Origin of the sequence: Alicyclobacillus shizuokensis NBRC 103103, from assembly GCF_001552255.1 — a bacterium.
Lineage (GTDB): Bacteria > Bacillota > Bacilli > Alicyclobacillales > Alicyclobacillaceae > Alicyclobacillus_G > Alicyclobacillus_G shizuokensis.
Window position 1 is genome coordinate 50,013 of sequence record NZ_BCQV01000019.1, and the last position, 15,461, is coordinate 65,473.

Sequence of the window (15,461 nt, forward strand, 5' to 3'; positions counted from 1 at the left end):
CCTATCGCTTGTGAGACGGCGTGCCAGGCAAATGAATCATCCGTTCTGGCAGGCCCATCAGGGCGGCTTGTTGGTATGCGATGACGATGCGCGGCTCACTGCGTTGGCGCACTTCCTGTCGCTTTCGGTCCCTTTCGGCCTGCACCAAGTTTCGTTCCTCCGCGTCCAAGTCGGGGAGCAGGCTCTCATAGTACAAGTCGATTTGTTCCAGTTCTTGTTGCAGGTTATGCCGAGCTTCTTCCGCCCAAGAGAGGTCGCTGTGCAGTATTTCGTGATGGAGAGTGTTGTCCAGCCGTAACAGTGCATCGGAGACGGAGATGCGAGAGCGCTGCAGCAACTGTTCGGGCTCTGCCGGTTGCATGGGGAGGCGGCGCACAAAATCGTAAAACCCGTCCACAACCTCCCCGTGGTCCAGGCGGATGGCCAGGGAGCGGTAGACCTGTTGGGTAAGGGCAGCTTGAAATGACACCATAATATTGACCATCAGCCATGAGACCATGTGATCGCCGTGTGTGGAGGTATCGTACGCGACACAGGCAAAGCGCCCTCTTTTTGCCAACGAGTCAAATATTTTATCGAGCCGAAAGCTCCCCAGTGTAATCAATTCGCAGACAGGGGGACGAAAGAACATCCGTTCTACTTCCGACATGCCCCGCGCTTCGGCGGTTGTCCATGCTTCCCTACGCAGGCGCTCATTTTCTCGTTGTGCCGCTTGCTCCGAAAACGCCAATCGCAAGACGGTAGGTTCGACCTGATGACCAGTTTGCTCCACCCACAGCCAAAAATAGGGTCTGTCCGTGAGTTCTTTGTCCACATCTATCGGCAGTTCGTATTCCAAGTACGCGTCGCTGCGACGGAGCTCTCGTGCACCGACCGCTTGCAGATACGTGTCGCAAAACTGGAATCGCTCTTTGGGGGTGCGTAGCGGAGGATTGGCCATCGGGCGTGGACTCAGCACCAAACTCGGCTTCAAGCGTGCCACAGGCTGGTGTCCTCCTCCCTTTTCCACTCCTGCAGGACGCGATCACCAAACGCGTTCAAGCGTTCCTGCAGTTGCGTATCTGTATCGCTTGTCATGGCAATGTCCATCACCTGACGGTCGAAGTCCTCACCCAGCCGATGATCCCCGACGATGTAATCCAATTCGCCGATGATCATCTCGAACAACCGTATTTTTTCTTGCAGGAGTTGCACGATGTGCGCCTCAATCGTATTCTCGGTAGCCAGGTTGTGGATGTACACTTCTTCAGTTTGGCCCAAACGGTGAATGCGGCCGATTCGCTGTTCCAGGCGCATTGGGTTCCAAGGCAAATCAAAGTTGATCATGTGGTGGCAAAACTGCAGGTTGATGCCTTCTCCCCCCGACTCCGTGGCCACCAAAACCTGCACTTTCCGGGCGAACAGATCTTTCATCCAGTCCTTCTTGCCGCGCCCGAAACCGCCGCGAAAGGGAACCACCGATATCCCGTGGCGCTTCAGCATATACAAGAGAAAGTCCTGGGTGGCACGGTACTCTGTAAAGACGACGCACTTGTCGTCAATCTCCTTCAACATCTGGAGTACCGTCTCTACTTTCGTATACGTGTGAATAGATTCCGCCATACGCGTCAGCTTTTGCAAGGTCTTCCGCAACGAATCGTCTTTGCTGCGCTTTATCATTCGTTCCATAGTGATCATGGCGGCATAGGGAGAACTGCAGATCTCTCGCTGCAGCGTGATTAAAGGGAGGACCGACGCACGCCCCTCGCTGCGCGCTCGGTACTCGGTGCGCAGAAAGGTCTGTACCGCATCGTACAAGGCACGCTCTGGTGGACTGAGTGTGAGTGGCACCGAGCGCACGTGCCGAGGAGGCAGCGAGGTCGATCCGTCCCGACGCCGATTGCGAATCAGCACGTTCGAGACCTGCTCTCTCAGTGTCTCAGGCCGCTTGGCGGTGCGCCGAGACTCAACAAACGACCGCGCAAACTCTCGACTGTTGCCCAGGTGACCAGGTCTCAACAGCGTGATCAGCGTGTGCAGTTCACGCAGGTCGTTTTGCATGGGGGTTGCGGTCAGCAACAACAAAAATTTGTTCGGAATTTGATTGACGATCTGCCAATTCCTTGTGCGTGGGTTTTTCAGCTTGTGGGCTTCGTCGACGATGACCAGATCCCACGCTTGTCCGAGCACTGCGGTGCGATGGGGCTCACGCTTGGCGGTGTCCAGCGATGCCACGATGATATCATGTTCCGACCAGGTCCATTCATTTCTCTGCGCAAAACACGGAATCCGGAACTTTTCATTCAATTCTCGCGTCCACTGCAAGACCAGGCTGGCAGGAACCAGGATGAGCGCCTTTCGTACGAGTCCCCGCAGCAGGTATTCCTTGAGGATCAGCCCAGCCTCGATGGTTTTGCCCAAACCCACCTCGTCAGCGAGAATGGCCCGGCCGCGCAGGTCGCGCAACACTCTGTGGGCGGTCTCCACCTGGTGAGGCAGGGGTGTGAACCCTTGCAGGTGCTCCAATGCCAGCAGTTGGTCAAAACCTTCGGCCAAACGGGCTCTGACGGCATCGGCTTGCAACTGGAACAAGATCCACTCGGTAGATCGGTTGTCGGTCTCGTGCAGGTGCGACAAAAACTCGGCTAAGTTGTGCTCTAATTGTTCGCGGTCGTCCTGAATTGGAGGCGTGCGCACCGCGACGTTCCATCCTGATTCCATGAGTCTACCTCCATCGCCGACTGAACAGACGGCCGTATGGCTTCAGGTGACTAGTATGAACCAGGATGAAAAAAGGATTGCATTGGGCTCGCATCTCCCACTCCGAGGAGCTAGGCTCAGCGTGGTGACGCTGCACGGGTACCGTGCGCACGCCCCGGGTGCGCCAGGTGTCCCCGCCAATCTGCACAGATGACGCGCCACAGTCCCTCCGTGTAGGCGACCCGACTCACGCTGGTGTTGCCGAGAGCCGGGATGGGGTGGCCAATATAACCGAGCCACAGGCGGATGAACCCGCCGTGGCTGACACACAAAACCCGGCCGTGGTTCACCTCGCTGACAATGCGGTCCATAACGGAGATCAGGCGTCTGTGCATCTGTTCTTCCGTCTCTCTGGAGGGGGCCCCATTCGGATACCGTCTTTGCGCCTCAACACGCAGCAGGCCTTCGGCTTCTCCGAGCCCCCGCTCGCGCAGTTCCGGGCTGGTACGGATGGGCAGCGGTACGTTCTTCGCCAGGATGCGGGCTGTGGTCAGGGCGCGTGTCAGGTCGCTCGAGTACAGGGCTTGAAACGGGATCCCTTGCAGTTGATGGGATAACATTTCGGCCTGTTGCCGGCCGTTGGCGTTCAATGGAATGTCCAACCATCCTTGCACACGCTGTTCCAGGTTCCAATCCGTTTCCCCGTGACGAACCAGCCAAAGTTCCAGCAACTCGGTCGCCTCCCCCTGCAATGGTTCCAGTATAGCAACTTATTATGGTACAATGTAGCCGATTTTGGCCTTGTGCGCCGCCTGGCGCCCGGGAAAGCAGCTTGCCGTGAAAGGCTAGGTGGTCAGAGTGCCCGACACCATATTGCTTGTGCACGGCCCCAATCTCAACCGTCTTGGCCGGCGCCTACCCGAGATATACGGAGAGGAAAGTCTGGAGGACGTGGTCCAGCGCGTGCGCAAGGTGTGCCAACCCTACGGGGTCGAGGTCCTGGACTTTCAATCCAATCATGAAGGAGCTATCATCGATTTTCTCCAGACCCATGGACCCGAAGCGAGGGGGATGATCATCAACCCAGGCGCGCTGGCTCATTACGGGTATGCGCTGCGGGATTGTCTCGAAGATGTGGGCCGTCCATTTATCGAAATACATATCTCCAATGTTCATCAGCGTGAATCCTTCCGCCACCATCTGGTGTTGGCGCCGCTGGCTGCAGGTCAGATTGTCGGGCTGGGCACGATTGGATATGAGTACGCGGCAGCATATCTGTTGCAGTTAACCTCGTCAAAATAAGTTCTCAAAGATGGAGGGTTGGCGATGAACCACCGTCTTGAGGCGCTGAGGGCACAGCTTCGGACACAGGGACTGGATGCCGCGTTTATCGCCGAACCGAGCAATCGGCGGTACTTGAGCGGGTTCACGGGCACCTCTGGCTATGTTCTGGCTGGATTGTCTGAGCAGTGGTTTCTGACGGATTTTCGCTACGTGGAGCAGGCCAAGTCCCAATGCCCGGACTTTCATGTGGTCAATTACGGCCCGTCGTTGGTCTCGGCGCTGGCCGACCTGCTGCAGACAGCGGGCGTAAAGTCGTTGGCATTTGAACAAGATTATCTAACGTATGGAGAGGTACAACGCTATCGGGAGTTGGAAGAGCGCGTTCCGGGCCTGTCCTTGGTTCCCGTCTCCGATTTGGTCGAATCGCTCAGGATGGTAAAGGACGCAGAGGAAATCAAGCGGGTTGAGCAGGCAGTCGCTGTAGCCGATGCGGCCTTTGAATATATTCTTGGCGTCATTCAGCCGGGCGTGACTGAAAAGGAAGTAGCTCTGGAGTTGGAGCTGTTCATGCGCCGGCAGGGGGCGTCGGGACCATCCTTTGAGACGATTGTGGCCTCCGGTTGGCGATCCGCGCTTCCACACGGAGTGGCCAGTGACAAGGTCATCGAGGATGGCGAATTTGTCACCTTAGACTTCGGCGCCGTAGTGGATGGCTATTGTTCGGACATCACCCGCACGGTGGTGGTGGGTCAACCCACCGATCGGCAGCGAGAGGTTTACGAACACGTGCGACAGGCCAACGAATTGGCGCTGGCCCAGGCCCGTCCGGGTCTCACGGGACGCGATTTGGACGCTGTGGCGCGCGATTACCTGGCTTCGCACGGGCTGGGTGAAGCGTTTGGACACAGTCTCGGCCATGGGGTGGGGCTGGCGATTCACGAGTTGCCGCGCTTGTCCAAGCAGAGCGATGACCGTCTGGCCCGCGGGATGATTGTCACCATTGAACCAGGTGTTTATTTGCCGGGATGGGGCGGAGTGCGCATCGAGGACGACATCGTCTTGACAGACGATGGCTGTCGTGTGCTGACGCACGCGGGCAAAGACCTGATGACAGTCGGCAAATAGACCGTGACCATGTGCTAGGTATCGAATGAGACAGAGGAGGCCGCGAGATTGATCTCAAGCAATGACTTTCGGACTGGAACGACGATTGAGGTGGATGGGAACATCTACCGTGTGATTGAGTTCATGCACGTCAAGCCTGGCAAGGGCGCGGCGTTTGTGCGTACCAAATTGAAGAACGTGAAGACGGGGGCGGTCAAGGAGCAGACGTTCCGCGCCGGGGAAAAGGTGCCCCGCGCCCGCATTGAAACCCGAGAGATGCAGTATTTGTACAACGACGGTGATCAGTACACGTTCATGGATACGGAAACCTATGAACAGATTCAGATTCACAAGTCCCAGTTGGAATACGAATTAAACTTTCTGAAGGAAAACATGAACTGCTACGTGGTCCTGCACGAAGGCCAGACCATCGGTATCGATTTGCCCAACACCGTTGAGTTAGAAGTATCCCGGACAGAACCGGGCATCAAAGGGGACACAGCACAGGGCGGCAGCAAACCGGCGACCTTGGAGACGGGGTATACGCTCAGCGTCCCGTTGTTTATCAACGAGGGAGACCGCATCATCGTCGATACCCGCAGCGGAGAGTACGTGTCCCGCGCGTAGTTGCATGATCCCCTGCAGCGGAATTGTACGGGGCCGCGCCAGGTGCAAGACTTGGCGCGGCCCTTGCTGTTAAGGACTATTCTCTGGGTTGTCCGCATATCCAAAGGTAGGGGGAGATGCGGATGTGGCATGTCGTGGATCGGGTTGTATATGCCATGGCCGGACTGCGCGTGATGTCGGGCCTGCTTGAGTTAACGGCGGCCATCCTTATGCTCTACGCCGGCACAGCAGCCAAGGCGCTGCAAATCAACGGCGCGCTGGCTCTGGTGGGGCCGTTCATTCTTGTTTCGGTCACCACCCTTGGCGTGGCCGGGCTTGCAGAACACCTGGCATGGGGGCGCGTGCTCTGGATCGTGATCGGGGTGGCCTGTATTTTGTACGGCGCCCGCTCCGGGTAACACGCGTGTAGCACCGTTTTGGGGGCGTGTGCATGCGGGCACCCTGCGGTCAGGCGTTGCGCTTGCGAAACAGGTTGAACACAAAGAACATGAGCAGCACGAATATGATCAAGAACACGACAATCCAGCGAATGAGGATAGAGACATCCATGCGCGGCCTTCCCCCCTCTGCTTCGTTTCCCTTTCCCGCTTTGACACTCCCTTTATCAGATGCACCAGCGTGTTGCAGTGTGACGACTCCCGGTGCGCCGTGGCTTCGCCCTCGGTGGCATAAGGGCGTTTGCCCGTCCATATACATGGACTAACCGAGGAGGTGGACGACCGTGGACGTGCACAAGCAGCGTGCACCGAGCACCGGACACCGCAGCTGGGAGGCGGTGGTTCGGGTATGTCCGCCGGACATTTTGGCGTACCTCGAAAAATTGGCCGAATCGGAGCGCAATCGGATCGAAGAACTCCGCTTCCGCCTGGGTCAGCCGTTGCAGGTGTGCGGCGATGGTCTCAACGCCTTCCTGGCCCCGGATGGGCAGTTGACCGCTCTGCCTGGCGAAGGTGTGCGGGTTGAGCCCGAGCACCTTGCTCGGGTTGTGCAGGTTGTGACTCAGTCGTCGTTATACGCTGTGGAGGATGAGCTTCGGCGAGGGTTTGTGACAATGGCTGGAGGCCACCGAGTGGGCGTGGCGGGCCGCACCGTCCTCTACGAATCGGGTACGGTCCGATCCGTTCGCAACATCACCTCCGTCAACGTTCGAATCGCCAAGGAGAGGGTTGGTTGCGCAGACAGCGTCTGGTCCGCCTTGGTGGACAGCGAGGCGCGACGTCCGCACAGTACCCTGGTCATCTCGCCGCCGCAGTGCGGCAAGACGACCCTGCTGCGCGACTTGGCGCGGTGCTTCAGCGAAGGGGATGGGCGATCGATGGCGGGCGTGAAGGTGACCGTGGTCGACGAGCGTTCCGAAATCGCCGGCTGCGTGGACGGCATACCGCAATTCTCCCTGGGACCGCGCACGGATATCCTGGACGCTTGTCCCAAGGCGGAAGGGATGCTGATGGCGATTCGCAGCCTCTCCCCGGAGTTGGTGGTGACCGACGAGATTGGCCGGGCTCAGGACACAGACGCCATCCTCGAGGCAACCCATGCGGGGGTAGCCGTCTTGGCCAGCGCCCACGCCCGCAGCCTAGAGGAGTGGTGCGAGCGACCGTACATGCGGGACCTGTATGCCATGCGCGCGTTCCAGAGGTTTGTGGTGCTCAGCCGGCGGCGCGGCCCGGGCACGGTGGAGGCGATACTCGACGAGAATGGACGCCAGCTCCCGGTGACACCTTCGGTGGGACGGAGACCGCGTGGATGATCCGCGAGATCGGCGCGGCTTTGGTCTTTGTCGCCTGTGCCGGAATGGGCTTTCGCATCGCCCGGGACTTTCGGGATCGCCCGCGTCACCTGCGCTCCCTGACGCACGCGATATTGCTCCTGCAGGCGGAGATTGAATACAGTGTCACGCCCCTTCCGCGGGCCCTTGCGCGCGTGGCTGAACGCGCCGGGCCGCCGGCCGACGCCCTTTTGGAGCGCACATGCGCCGCTCTCCAGCAGGCAGACGTGAGCGTGGAGGCCGCGTTTGCTGCGGGGATTGAATCCTGTCGCAACCGCATGGCCTTGACGAAGCAGGATTGGTCGGTCCTGCGCGAATTCGGCGCCACGTTGGGGACCTCCGACCGAGCGCACCAGAGCCAACAGTTCGCCGTGGTGCTGGCGCATCTGAACCGGCTGGAGCAGGAAGCGCGGGACAGCCAGCGGAGAAACGAGAGGCTCTGGCAGTATCTCGGGGTGCTTTTCGGCCTGCTCATTGTCATCCTGCTGTACTGAGGGAAACGTCTGTTGTGGGGAGGAGCCTTCATGACCCCTGAAATTCGCGCGGTGTTTCAAATTTTTGGCATCGGTTTCCTGGTGGCCATCCTGCACACGATCCTCAAGCAAAGCGGGAAGGAAGAGTTCGCCCACTGGACGACCTTGCTCGGATTCGTCGCCGTGTTCGTGATTGTCATCGGATATGTGGATCGACTGTACGATGAAATCCAGCGTGTGTTTCTCAGTCAGTAGGTGACCACCTTGCATATTCTGCAGCTTGTGGGGATTGGGCTGGTGGCGACCGTATTGGTGAGCGTGTTGCGCCCACAGGTTCCGCAGTTTGCCATGCTTGTGGGCATCCTCGCCGGAAGCGTCATGCTGCTGGTCGTCGTGCGCAACCTGGACGCGGTCGTGGTGGTGCTGACGGACCTGGCGCGCGAGGCCAATGTGGACAGGGGCGTGCTCGCGACCGTGCTCAAGATTATCGGCATCGCCTACATTGTGGAATTCGCGGCCCAAGTCGCGCGCGACGCGCAGGAAGGCGCACTGGCCAACAAGATTGAATTGGCCGGCAAGGTAGGAATTGTGGTCTTGGCGATCCCGATTGTCACCGATGTTGTGGAGTCGCTGGTGCACCTGCTGCCGTAGGCGGGACAAGGGGGATTGAACGTGGGGACTCGCCGCTTCGCCCAGGTGGTGCTCGTATGGGCCGCGATGGTGCTGTTCCTGGGGCTCGCGATCTCGGTGAAGCCATTGGTTGCTCACGCAGACGCAGCGGCGGAAGGGAGCGCGCCGGCGCAGGCGGTGACGTCCGAGCCTTCTTCTTCAGCGCGCCAGATGCTGCAACGAGCCGCACAGGAGCAGCTGGATGACCTGCCGACCGAATCCATCACAAGGTTTTGGACACAGCTCGAACAGGAATACGGGGGATACCTGCCGGAGGCATCGGGCACCGGGTTGATTCGGTCCATCCTGGACAATGGCGGGGTCAATTTTCGGGGTTTCACATCCGGCTTGCTGCATTACTTTTTCCACGAGGTATTGGGGAACCTGCGGATTCTCGGCTCCATCCTCATCCTGGCGGTGTTGGCGGCGGTGCTGGAGTCCATGCAGACTGCCTTTGAACGCCAGGCGGTGAGCCAGGTGGCGTACGCGATGATTTTCCTTGTGCTGATGATCCTGGCCATCGGGTCGTTCACGCAGGCGATGGGCTACGCCGAGCACGCGATTCATACCATGACGGATTTCATGCTGGCAACGGTTCCGTTGGCGGTGACCCTCCTGGCGGCGTCGGGGGCACCGGCGTCGGCGGCATTTTTTCATCCCGTCCTCTTGTTTGCCGTGCATCTGATTAGCAATTTGGTGTTTCTGCTGGTGTTTCCCTTGATTTTTTTTGCGGCTGTGTTGGACATCGCCAGCGCCTTGTCGCCGCGCTATCGACTGACTCGTCTGGCGGGACTGTTGCGCACGGTGGGTGTGGGAGGACTCGGGCTGTCCTTGACGGTGTTTCTCGGCATTGCCAGTGTCCAGGGACTGGGGCGGGGAATTGCGGACGGTGTGGCTCTGCGTACGGCCAAGTTTGCGGTCGGAACCTTTGTTCCGGTCATCGGCAAGGCGCTGTCCGATGCGGCGGAGACGGTGGTGAGTGCTTCGTTGCTGGTGAAAAACGCCGTGGGTATCGCCGGTCTGGTCATCTTGGCCTGTATCGCCGTGTTCCCTGCCTTGAAGATTCTGGCTTTGGCGTTCATCTACAACGGCAGCGCAGCCCTCATGCAACCGCTGGGCGACAATCCGATGATCCAGTGCCTGGGTGCTCTTTCCAAGAGCCTGATTCTCGTATTTGCCAGCGTGGTGGCGGTGGCCCTGATGTTTTTCATGTTCATCTGTATCCTCTTGGCGGCCGCGAATGTGGCGGTGGTGATGGCATGAACGCGTTGGGCGCATGGTTGAAGCAGATTGTGCTCGTTGTGATGCTGGCCATTCTGGCTGATATGCTGCTGCCGACTCGGGCCATGCAAAAGTACGTGCGGATGGTGATGGGTCTGGCCATTATCGCTGTCATCCTGGGGCCGCTCACGCCCATGGCCAGACGAGACTGGGCGGCTCATCTGGCCGACTGGGCCCTCCGGCAGGTCAGCAGCGCGGCGGCCTCGGAGACGGTCTCGTCCTCGAACGAGGTGGATACGAACCGCCTGCAACAGACCTTGGCGAAGCAGCAGGACCAAGTGGCGAACCAAAATCTTGCCCAGGAGCTGAAACAAGGGTTGGCCGATGACTTAGGGGTGCAGGCAGATAAGGTGGTGGTGTCGGGAGCGTCCACAGCCAATGAGCCACGGGCGCTGGTGACCGTATCTTCCGAGTACTCCGGGCGCGCTTCGGAAATCCGTCAGTTTGTCGCGCGGACGCTGGGCGTATCAGAGGCCCATGTGCAGGTTGTGACCGGCGGGAGGGGAAGATAGTGGACTGGAAGCGATTGTTGGAAAACAAGTGGCTGCTGATCCTCGGTATCGTTGGGGCGGTCTGTCTGCTGTTGGGCTCCTTGTGGCCCGCTTCGATAGCCACGGTGGCCACCATCGGCAAAGGTCAAACTCCAAACACGACAGCCTCCAACAGCAAGACCTCTGCAACCGCTGGATCAGGCAGCGTGGAGGCGCTGGATCATCAATTGGCACAAATGCTGCAGAAGATTGAAGGCATTCATGGGGTTTCGGTGATGGTCACGTTTGCGTCCAACGGGAGCGTGGAGGTGGCCAACAATGTTCGACGTACGACGACAAGCCAAGGCGGCAGCAAGGGTTCTCAATCGACGACCACGGACACGGAAGTTTTTTCTCAGCGCAACAGCGACGGCAGTGAATCGCCGTATGTGATCAGCCGCCAAGCGCCGGCGGTGCGGGGTGTGTTGGTCACGGTGAACGCGGACGATTTCGATGTGGCGAAGGCAGAAATTATTGACGCAATCACGAATGTGTTGGACGTGCCCGCATATAAAATTAGCGTGGAGCCTCAAAAGCCGAGTTCCTAGAATCGGGGAGGAATGTACAGTGGTGAAACGGCAGACTGTCTGGCTTTCGACGATGATGGTGTTGTCGCTGATGCTGATAGGCTACTACACCATGAACGGATCGCAGAATCAATCGGGTACGAATCAGGAGGACACTATCACTACCACAGCGGGCGACAATGAGAAAGATACAGGCAAGGACACGGGAAAATCCGATTCGAACCACAGCTCCAGCGACAACACAGACGGCGGGCAGACGGCCGCAACCGGCAGCGAAGACTGGTTTATCAGTCAGCAGACACAGGTGCAGCAAAACCTCGCGAAACTGGAGGACACCTACAAAAATATTATCACCAACGCGAAATCTCCCGATTCGCAGGTAGCCCAGGCGCAAGACGCGATACAGGTCTTGGAGAATGTACGGGGAGGCATCGAAAACGCCCACGATGCGATTGTCAACGACGGATTCAAAGATTGTGTCATCTATCCTGTCTTTGACAAGCACGGCGACCTGACCAAGGTCAATGTGTACGTAAAGACGGATAAGCTGTCTGCGGATGAGGCTGTCAAGGTCATGAACATTGTCCATCAGCAGCTGAACTTGGACCTGATGGATGTGTCTGTGCAGGTGCCGAAAGCCAACTGATTCCCTGGCCGCAAGGGCTGAAAACCGCTGTCCAACCAGAGCCTCTCCCTGCCCCGTTCGTGAGGAGCGGGGCGGACGTCTGTTTGTCCCGAATGCGGTGGCACATGCGCCCTCCGGAAACCGTGTGATATACTAGTGCGAGTAATTTGTGGACACGTCCTTTAGGGAGTGAACGTCGCTTGTTGAAGTTCGGAGAGATTCGGGAACTGATCCGGTTGTTCGACGAAACCAGCGTGGTCGAATTGAACCTGGAGGTTGAGGATGTCAGGATACGTCTGAAAAAAGCAGAAGCCATCGTCCATAACGCCCCAGCCGCGGGGCTCACACCTGCCGTCGCTGCTGCCGCGGCGCCGGTCAGCCCAGTCAACCCGGCAGCGTCGGCAGCCGTATCCGCGGCTCCCGCAGCGAATACCCCTGCTGCCGCGCCGCCACCGGATACCGCAGCGGGAGACGCGGCCGCTGAGGAGGCGGGTATGCACATTGTCGTCTCGCCGATGGTCGGCACCTTTTACCGTGCACCGTCGCCAGACGCCGCACCGTTTGTGGAGCGCGGGTCCCAGGTGGATGAAAAGACCGTAGTCTGCATCGTCGAGGCCATGAAGCTGATGAACGAGATTGAAGCTGAGGTTAAGGGTGAAGTTGTCGACGTCTTGGCGGAAAACGGCCAACTTGTCGAGTATGGACAACCGCTGTTTCGGATCAAAGTGTCGTGAGGAGAGCAAACGATGTTTAAACGGGTGCTCATCGCCAATCGTGGCGAGATTGCTGTTCGTGTGATCAGGGCTTGTCGAGAGTTGGGTATCGAGACGGTCGCTGTGTATTCCGAGGCGGACGCCGACGCGCTGCATGTGCAGTTGGCCGACGAGGCGTACTGTATCGGCCCCACCGCCAGTGCCCAGAGCTACTTACATATTCCCAGCATCATGTCGGTGGCCACCCTGCGCGGGGTGGACGCGATTCATCCCGGTTACGGGTTTTTGTCCGAGAACAGCGACTTTGCGCAGGCCTGCGAGGACTGCGGGATTACTTTTATCGGTCCCAGTAGCCACGCCATTGAAACGATGGGAGATAAGGCGGTTGCCAACGCGACCATGAAAGCAGCCGGTGTGCCGACAGTACCGGGCAGCGAGGGTTTGATTGAAAGTGTGGAGGAAGCCCTTTCGACGGCCGCGGAAATCGGCTACCCGGTCGTCATCAAAGCCACAGCCGGCGGCGGGGGCAAAGGCATTCGCGTGGTATGGGACGAAGCGAGCCTGCCCCAGGCGGTTGTCACGGCCCAGCGCGAGGCGCAGACGTCGTTTGGCAATCCGGGTGTATACCTGGAGAAGTACGTCGAGCGGGTGCGCCACGTGGAGATTCAGATTCTGGCGGATCGTCACGGCAACGTGATTCACCTGGGCGAACGCGATTGTTCCGTGCAGCGCCGGATGCAAAAACTGGTGGAAGAGTCTCCGTGCCCGGTGTTGAGCGAGGAAACACGCCAAAAAATGGGGGCCACCGCCGTTGCGGCGGCGCGGGCGGTCAATTACGTCGGGGCTGGGACGGTCGAGTTCATCTATGCGCCGGACGGGGCATTTTATTTCATGGAGATGAATACGCGTATTCAGGTGGAGCATCCGGTGACGGAATGGGTGACCGGGGTGGATCTGGTGCGCGAACAAATCCTCGCGGCCGCAGGCGAGCCGCTGTCGATTCGACAGGATCAGGTACGGCTCAACGGGCACGCCATCGAATGCCGCATCAATGCGGAGGACCCTTATCGGCAGTTTCTTCCCTCGCCCGGGCGGATCACAGAATACCTGGCCCCGGGTGGCATGGGGGTGCGGGTGGACAGCGCCGTCTATCCGGGGTATACGGTGTCTCCGCATTATGACTCGATGATTGCGAAATTGATTGTTTGGGCACCGACGCGCGCGCAGGCCATCGACCGGATGGTGCGGGCCTTGACGGAGTATCGCATTGAGGGCGTGAAAACCACTATCCCCTTTCACCTAAGCTTGATGGCGAATGAGAAATTTCGTCGGGGGGACGTGAGTACAAGGTTCCTGGAAGAGAACACGCTGCTGTGAACGTTGGCTGCGATTGGACACAGTTGGACGCGCCCGTGGGCTCTGATATACTGCCACTAGAGTGGGATGGGAGGGATGTCTTGCCATGCAAGACATGGAGTTTCAATCCACCGAGTACGGCAAGATCCAGATAGCCGATGAGGTCATTCAGGTGATTGCCGGTCTGGCGGCCACAGAGGTGGAGGGTGTCCTCGATATGACCGGCAGCCTGGCCGGTGGCATCACGGAATCCTTGCTCGGTCGCAGGAATCTGTCCAAAGGAGTGCGCGTTCAGTTTGCGGACGATGATCGCAGCTGCTCCATCGACCTGTCTGTGGTGTTGGAGTTTGGCGTCAACATCCCTGAAACCGGTGCGACCATCCAGGAGCATGTGAAGCAAACGGTGGAAGGCATGACCGGCCTGGATGTCGCGGAGGTCAATGTGAACGTCGCAGCGGTGGTGCTGCCGGGCGACAAGGAACGGGTGCGTGAGTTGCCGGAACCGGAGAAACGCAACCGCGCATAGGTGTGCCATGGCGGCCGTTGGGCCGCGCGGCGCCTGCCGAGGAGGGTTCTTGTGAGCGTACTGGACAGAATTCTACTGGTCGTCTTTTCTCTGGCGGCGCTGTGTGCTGCTGTCGTATTGATTGCATTCGGCGCCGGGGTGAGCCCTGACTGGCAAAATGCGGTCTACCTGACGCTGACGACGTATCCAGGGAATATCTATACGGTGGTGCTGAGCATCGTATTCGCGCTCATCGCCATCCGTTTCCTGTTCTATCGGCTTGCCAGACATGAACCCGAATACGTGGTCATTCCCGGTCCCAGTGGGCAAATCCGGATCTCCTTCGACACGATTCGACAGCTGGCCAATCGGACGGGGCGGGAGATTCGCGGCGTGCAGGAGTTTGATTCGCGCGTGCGGCATGGGCAAAACGGGATTTTGCTGGCAGTTCGTGTCCGGGCCTTGCCGGACATGGACCTGGCGGCCATGGGCAGTGACATTCAAACGGCTGTAAAAGATTATGTGGAACGTAATTCCGGGGTCCTGGTCGAACGCATCACGGTCAATATTACGGAGTTGGCGTCAAGTCCGCAGAAGGTCCAGAGAGCGTAGGTGGAATGGCCATGGACTGGATACGGGGAGCCCTGGTCTGGCTGCTCAGCCAAAAGCGCAGATGGCACGGATTGATGGCAGGATGCCTCCTATGGGTCCTGTGGATGCTGTTTGGATTTTGGGCCGTGCTTGGCTTGGTCATCTTGGCCGCGGCTGGCTATATGGCGGGCCGGGTGATGGAGGAACGCCAATCCTGGAAAGAGATTGTGGACAAGCTGTTGTCGGAGCGCTACGGAGAATGAAGCACGCGAAAGCATGGCGTTCGCGTCAAGCTGGAGAACGGGGGAGCGACGGTGAGACGACGGGAGCTGCGCCGCCTGGCCCTGCAGGCGTTGTTTGAACTGGATATGGGGGAACCGGAGGTGGAGTCCGCTCTTGCCCACGTCCTAGAGGAGGTTGAGAACGCGTCGGAGACGGACGTCGCGTACCTGCGGCGCCTCGTCAGCGGGACGCGCGGGCGATTGGCCGATATCGACGCCATACTGGCCTCTCATGTCCAGAATTGGCGATTGGACCGGATGGCCAAGGTTGATTTGAATATTCTGCGTTTGGCCGTTTATGAGCTCCTGGAGGAACAGGATGTCGATGCGGCAACGATTGTCGACGAGGCCGTGGAGTTGGCCAAGCATTTCAGTACGGACGAATCCGGACGCTTTGTCAACGGTGTATTGGCCAGGTGTCTGCCTTCCCTGCGGGCAAAGGCATAGG

At 58.9% G+C, this 15,461-nt stretch carries 21 protein-coding genes; 18 read left to right on the plus strand and 3 right to left on the minus strand.

The features are described from left to right. Position 1: 1 nt before the first annotated feature. From ASH01S_RS08765 to ASH01S_RS08775, 3 genes are all read right to left on the minus strand, one after another. Positions 2-982: a YqhG family protein gene (locus tag ASH01S_RS08765; RefSeq protein ID WP_067926642.1), complete on the minus strand. Its 981-nt coding sequence runs from the start codon at positions 980-982 to the stop codon at positions 2-4. Further along, complete coding sequence (locus ASH01S_RS08770; RefSeq protein ID WP_083516974.1) at positions 970-2,700, minus strand: DEAD/DEAH box helicase; 1,731 nt, start codon at positions 2,698-2,700, stop codon at positions 970-972. The genes ASH01S_RS08765 and ASH01S_RS08770 overlap by 13 nt, the downstream gene beginning before the upstream one ends. A 116-nt stretch (positions 2,701-2,816) precedes the next feature. Next, positions 2,817-3,410, minus strand: a complete 594-nt coding sequence (locus ASH01S_RS08775) for a histidine phosphatase family protein (protein WP_067926645.1) — start codon at positions 3,408-3,410, stop codon at positions 2,817-2,819. Positions 3,411-3,537: 127 nt separating this feature from the next. Here ASH01S_RS08775 and ASH01S_RS08780 point away from each other — a divergent pair, with 127 nt between their 5' ends. From ASH01S_RS08780 to nusB, 18 genes are all read left to right on the plus strand, one after another. Beyond that, positions 3,538-3,981: a type II 3-dehydroquinate dehydratase gene (locus ASH01S_RS08780; protein ID WP_067926648.1), complete on the plus strand. Its 444-nt coding sequence runs from the start codon at positions 3,538-3,540 to the stop codon at positions 3,979-3,981. Between the two features lie 24 nt (positions 3,982-4,005). Beyond that, positions 4,006-5,088, plus strand: a complete 1,083-nt coding sequence (locus tag ASH01S_RS08785; protein ID WP_067926651.1) for a M24 family metallopeptidase — start codon at positions 4,006-4,008, stop codon at positions 5,086-5,088. A gap of 48 nt (positions 5,089-5,136) precedes the next feature. Next, the gene (efp, locus tag ASH01S_RS08790; protein WP_067926654.1) at positions 5,137-5,694 is read left to right on the plus strand and encodes an elongation factor P; all 558 of its coding nucleotides are present in this window, start codon (positions 5,137-5,139) and stop codon (positions 5,692-5,694) included. A 122-nt stretch (positions 5,695-5,816) separates the two neighbouring features. Further along, positions 5,817-6,092, plus strand: a complete 276-nt coding sequence (locus tag ASH01S_RS08795) for a YqhV family protein (protein ID WP_067926657.1) — start codon at positions 5,817-5,819, stop codon at positions 6,090-6,092. 323 nt (positions 6,093-6,415) lie between these two features. Beyond that, positions 6,416-7,444 (plus strand): stage III sporulation protein AA, encoded by a 1,029-nt coding sequence (spoIIIAA, locus tag ASH01S_RS08800; protein ID WP_245628999.1) that lies wholly within the window; start codon positions 6,416-6,418, stop codon positions 7,442-7,444. Continuing rightward, positions 7,441-7,956 carry a stage III sporulation protein SpoIIIAB gene (gene spoIIIAB / locus ASH01S_RS08805; RefSeq protein ID WP_067926660.1) on the plus strand — a complete coding sequence of 172 codons (516 nt, stop codon included), beginning with the start codon at positions 7,441-7,443 and terminating at the stop codon, positions 7,954-7,956. The genes spoIIIAA and spoIIIAB overlap by 4 nt, the downstream gene beginning before the upstream one ends. A 30-nt stretch (positions 7,957-7,986) precedes the next feature. After that, positions 7,987-8,190: a stage III sporulation protein AC gene (gene spoIIIAC, locus ASH01S_RS08810; protein WP_026961103.1), complete on the plus strand. Its 204-nt coding sequence runs from the start codon at positions 7,987-7,989 to the stop codon at positions 8,188-8,190. Beyond that, positions 8,191-8,586, plus strand: a complete 396-nt coding sequence (spoIIIAD, locus tag ASH01S_RS08815) for a stage III sporulation protein AD (RefSeq protein WP_306302859.1) — start codon at positions 8,191-8,193, stop codon at positions 8,584-8,586. A gap of 21 nt (positions 8,587-8,607) precedes the next feature. After that, positions 8,608-9,867 (plus strand): stage III sporulation protein AE, encoded by a 1,260-nt coding sequence (gene spoIIIAE, locus ASH01S_RS08820; protein ID WP_245629000.1) that lies wholly within the window; start codon positions 8,608-8,610, stop codon positions 9,865-9,867. After that, positions 9,864-10,397: a stage III sporulation protein AF gene (gene spoIIIAF / locus ASH01S_RS08825; protein ID WP_067926663.1), complete on the plus strand. Its 534-nt coding sequence runs from the start codon at positions 9,864-9,866 to the stop codon at positions 10,395-10,397. The genes spoIIIAE and spoIIIAF overlap by 4 nt, the downstream gene beginning before the upstream one ends. Beyond that, positions 10,397-10,963, plus strand: a complete 567-nt coding sequence (locus tag ASH01S_RS08830) for a SpoIIIAG-related protein (protein ID WP_067926666.1) — start codon at positions 10,397-10,399, stop codon at positions 10,961-10,963. Before spoIIIAF ends, ASH01S_RS08830 begins: the two co-directional genes overlap by 1 nt. Before the next feature lie 19 nt (positions 10,964-10,982). Continuing rightward, complete coding sequence (locus tag ASH01S_RS08835; RefSeq protein WP_067926668.1) at positions 10,983-11,588, plus strand: SpoIIIAH-like family protein; 606 nt, start codon at positions 10,983-10,985, stop codon at positions 11,586-11,588. 179 nt (positions 11,589-11,767) lie between these two features. After that, positions 11,768-12,301, plus strand: a complete 534-nt coding sequence (accB, locus tag ASH01S_RS08840; protein ID WP_067926671.1) for an acetyl-CoA carboxylase biotin carboxyl carrier protein — start codon at positions 11,768-11,770, stop codon at positions 12,299-12,301. A gap of 12 nt (positions 12,302-12,313) precedes the next feature. Continuing rightward, entirely contained in the window at positions 12,314-13,657 is a 1,344-nt protein-coding gene (gene accC / locus ASH01S_RS08845; RefSeq protein ID WP_067926674.1) for an acetyl-CoA carboxylase biotin carboxylase subunit, read from the plus strand. 85 nt (positions 13,658-13,742) lie between these two features. Further along, on the plus strand, positions 13,743-14,162 hold the full coding sequence (locus ASH01S_RS08850; protein WP_067926675.1) for an Asp23/Gls24 family envelope stress response protein: 420 nt from the start codon (positions 13,743-13,745) through the stop codon (positions 14,160-14,162). 51 nt (positions 14,163-14,213) lie between these two features. Next, the gene (gene amaP / locus ASH01S_RS08855) at positions 14,214-14,753 is read left to right on the plus strand and encodes an alkaline shock response membrane anchor protein AmaP (RefSeq protein WP_083516977.1); all 540 of its coding nucleotides are present in this window, start codon (positions 14,214-14,216) and stop codon (positions 14,751-14,753) included. Positions 14,754-14,764: 11 nt separating this feature from the next. Further along, positions 14,765-14,995 carry a DUF2273 domain-containing protein gene (locus tag ASH01S_RS08860; protein ID WP_067926678.1) on the plus strand — a complete coding sequence of 77 codons (231 nt, stop codon included), beginning with the start codon at positions 14,765-14,767 and terminating at the stop codon, positions 14,993-14,995. Between the two features lie 51 nt (positions 14,996-15,046). Continuing rightward, positions 15,047-15,460, plus strand: a complete 414-nt coding sequence (gene nusB, locus ASH01S_RS08865) for a transcription antitermination factor NusB (protein WP_067926681.1) — start codon at positions 15,047-15,049, stop codon at positions 15,458-15,460. Position 15,461: the final 1 nt, after the last annotated feature.

Bases quoted from the DNA above. Each gene is read 5' to 3' on its own strand.
- ASH01S_RS08850 (WP_067926675.1), top strand. From the start codon at position 13,743: ATGCAAGACATGGAGTTTCAATCCACCGAGTACGGCAAGATCCAGATA.
- accC (WP_067926674.1), top strand. From the start codon at position 12,314: ATGTTTAAACGGGTGCTCATCGCCAATCGTGGCGAGATTGCTGTTCGT.
- ASH01S_RS08770 (WP_083516974.1), bottom strand. From the start codon at position 2,700: ATGGAATCAGGATGGAACGTCGCGGTGCGCACGCCTCCAATTCAGGAC.
- spoIIIAC (WP_026961103.1), top strand. From the start codon at position 7,987: ATGACCCCTGAAATTCGCGCGGTGTTTCAAATTTTTGGCATCGGTTTC.
- spoIIIAF (WP_067926663.1), top strand. From the start codon at position 9,864: ATGAACGCGTTGGGCGCATGGTTGAAGCAGATTGTGCTCGTTGTGATG.
- ASH01S_RS08785 (WP_067926651.1), top strand. From the start codon at position 4,006: ATGAACCACCGTCTTGAGGCGCTGAGGGCACAGCTTCGGACACAGGGA.
- spoIIIAB (WP_067926660.1), top strand. From the start codon at position 7,441: ATGATCCGCGAGATCGGCGCGGCTTTGGTCTTTGTCGCCTGTGCCGGA.
- ASH01S_RS08795 (WP_067926657.1), top strand. From the start codon at position 5,817: ATGTGGCATGTCGTGGATCGGGTTGTATATGCCATGGCCGGACTGCGC.
- ASH01S_RS08860 (WP_067926678.1), top strand. From the start codon at position 14,765: ATGGACTGGATACGGGGAGCCCTGGTCTGGCTGCTCAGCCAAAAGCGC.